4 protein-coding genes are annotated in these 2,951 nt (G+C 69.5%); all 4 read left to right on the plus strand.

Annotated elements, in window-relative coordinates:
- Positions 1–165 (plus strand): hypothetical protein (locus tag RH94_RS43310; RefSeq protein ID WP_234425755.1); only part of this gene is annotated, 165 nt, incomplete at its 5' end.
- On the plus strand, positions 165–806 hold the full coding sequence (locus RH94_RS13875; RefSeq protein ID WP_073947915.1) for a phosphorylase family protein: 642 nt from the start codon (positions 165–167) through the stop codon (positions 804–806). The genes RH94_RS43310 and RH94_RS13875, both read left to right, overlap by 1 nt.
- 5 nt (positions 807–811) lie before the next feature.
- Positions 812–1,834: an adenosyl-hopene transferase HpnH gene (gene hpnH / locus RH94_RS13880; protein WP_073947916.1), complete on the plus strand. Its 1,023-nt coding sequence runs from the start codon at positions 812–814 to the stop codon at positions 1,832–1,834.
- Positions 1,835–1,838: 4 nt separating this feature from the next.
- A partial coding sequence (gene ispG, locus RH94_RS13885) for a flavodoxin-dependent (E)-4-hydroxy-3-methylbut-2-enyl-diphosphate synthase (protein WP_073947917.1) occupies positions 1,839–2,951 on the plus strand: 1,113 nt, incomplete at its 3' end.

Raw genomic sequence — 2,951 nt, forward strand, 5'->3', positions numbered from 1 at the left:
GAGCCGTACTTCACCGGCACCGGCTTCCCCTGGGACTTCTCCATCAACTACCACCTCTACCGGCAGGTCTTCCCGCTCACCGCGCTCGGCCGGTACGTCCACGGTGAGCTCTTCGCCGACAAGGTCCGCGGGGACCGTCCCCGCGCCGAGGCCAAGGGAAGCTGATGAGCACCCGGCCCGGCCCGGCCCCGCTGCTGATCGCCTGCGCGCTCGGCATCGAACACCTCGCCCTGCGCATGAGCGAGCGCGGCGGCGCGGGCGGACCGGTGGCCGTGCTGCGGACGGGGATGGGGCCACGGGCGGCGGAACGGTCCGTCGCCCGGGTGCTGGCCGACCCGCCGCTGGCGCGGGCCGCGGTGCTGGCCACGGGCTTCTGCGCGGGACTGGCCCCGGGCATGCACCCCGGCGACCTCGTCGTCGCCGAGGAGACCCGGGACCCGCGCGGCACCGTGCCGTGCGCCGGCACCGAACTGCTCGTCAAGGAGCTCGCGCGCACCCTGCCCGGGCGCACCGTCCACACCGGGCCCCTCACCGGCTCCGACCACGTCGTGCGCGGACCCGAGCGGGCCGAGCTGCGCGCGACCGGCGCGATCGCCGTGGACATGGAGTCGGCGGCCACGCTCCTGAGCGCCGTGCGCACGGGCGCGCGCCCGGTTGCGGCCGTGCGGGTGGTCGTGGACGCTCCAGAGCATGAGCTCGTCCGTATCGGCACGGTCCGCGGTGGAATATCGGCTTTCCGCGTCCTTCGGTCCGTCCTGCCGACTTTCTTCGAATGGCACCGTAATGTTCTGCTCCCCAGGAGGTGAGCCAGATGGCCATGCCGCTGCGCCAGTCCATCAAGGTCGCTACATACTTGGCCGAACAGAAACTGCGCAGGCGGGACAAGTTTCCGCTGATCGTGGAGCTCGAACCGCTCTTCGCCTGCAACCTCGCCTGCGAGGGCTGCGGCAAGATCCAGCACCCGGCCGGAGTACTCAAGCAGCGCATGCCCGTCGCGCAGGCCGTGGGAGCGGTGCTGGAGTCGGGTGCGCCGATGGTGTCCATCGCGGGCGGCGAGCCCCTGATGCACCCCCAGATCGGCGAGATCGTACGGCAGCTGGTGGCCAGGCGGAAGTACGTCTTCCTGTGCACCAACGCGATGCTGCTGCGCAAGAAGATGGACCAGTTCAAGCCCTCGCCCTACTTCGCCTTCGCCGTGCACATCGACGGACTGCGCGAGCGGCACGACGAGTCGGTCGCCAAGGAAGGCGTGTTCGACGAGGCGGTCGCGGCCATCAAGGAGGCCAAGCGGCGCGGCTTCCGGGTGACCACCAACTCCACCTTCTTCAACACCGACACCCCGCAGACCGTCGTCGACGTCCTCAACTACCTCAACGACGACCTCAAGGTCGACGAGATGATGATCTCGCCCGCCTACGCCTACGAGAAGGCCCCCGACCAGGAGCACTTCCTCGGTGTGGAGCAGACCCGCGAGCTGTTCAGGAAGGCCTTCGCGGGCGGCAACCGGCGCCGCTGGCGGCTCAACCACTCGCCGCTGTTCCTCGACTTCCTCGAGGGCAAGGTCGACTTCCCGTGCACCGCCTGGGCGATCCCCAACTACTCGCTCTTCGGCTGGCAGCGCCCCTGCTACCTGATGAGCGACGGATACGTCCCGACCTACCGGGAACTCGTCGAGGAGACCGACTGGGACAAGTACGGCCGCGGCAAGGACCCGCGCTGCGCCAACTGCATGGCGCACTGCGGCTACGAGCCCACCGCCGTGCTCGCCACCATGGGGTCGCTGAAGGAGTCCCTGCGCGCGATGCGCGAGACCGTCTCCGGAAACCGGGACTGACACCGTGACCGCCATTCCCTTGGGCGTCCCCGAGGTACCGGCCCGGCCGGTCGCCGAGCGCCGCAAGAGCCGGCAGATCCAGGTCGGGTCCGTGGCGGTGGGCGGGGACGCGCCGGTGTCGGTGCAGTCGATGACGACGACCCGTACGTCGGACATCGGTGCCACGTTGCAGCAGATCGCCGAGTTGACGGCGTCGGGCTGTCAGATCGTGCGGGTGGCCTGTCCCACGCAGGACGACGCGGACGCGCTGGCGGTCATCGCGCGCAAGTCGCAGATCCCGGTGATCGCGGACATCCACTTCCAGCCCAAGTACGTGTTCGCCGCGATCGAGGCGGGCTGTGCGGCCGTCCGGGTCAACCCGGGCAACATCAAGCAGTTCGACGACAAGGTCAGGGAGATCGCCAAGGCGGCGAACGACCATGGCACGCCGATCCGGATCGGGGTCAACGCCGGGTCGCTGGACCGGCGGCTGCTGCAGAAGTACGGCAGGGCCACCCCGGAGGCGCTGGTGGAGTCGGCGCTGTGGGAGGCGTCGCTGTTCGAGGAGCACGACTTCCGGGACATCAAGATCTCCGTCAAGCACAACGACCCGGTGGTGATGGTCGAGGCCTACCGGCAGCTCGCCGCGAGCTGCGACTACCCGCTGCACCTGGGGGTCACCGAGGCCGGTCCGGCCTTCCAGGGCACCATCAAGTCGGCCGTCGCCTTCGGTGCGCTGCTCTCCCAGGGCATCGGCGACACCATCCGGGTGTCGCTGTCGGCGCCGCCGGTGGAGGAGATCAAGGTCGGCATCCAGATCCTGGAGTCGCTGAACCTGCGGCAGCGCGGCCTGGAGATCGTCTCCTGTCCGTCCTGCGGCCGTGCCCAGGTCGACGTCTACAAGCTGGCCGACGAGGTCACGGCCGGTCTGACCGGCATGGACGTGCCGCTGCGGGTGGCGGTGATGGGCTGTGTCGTCAACGGTCCGGGGGAGGCGCGGGAGGCCGACCTCGGGGTCGCCTCCGGCAACGGCAAGGGGCAGATCTTCGTCAAGGGCGAGGTCATCAAGACCGTCCCGGAGTCGAAGATCGTGGAGACCCTGATCGAGGAGGCCATGAAGATCGCCGAGCGGATGGAG

The sequence above is a fragment of the Streptomyces kebangsaanensis genome (assembly GCF_001906585.1).
Taxonomy (GTDB): Bacteria; Actinomycetota; Actinomycetes; order Streptomycetales; family Streptomycetaceae; genus Streptomyces; species Streptomyces kebangsaanensis.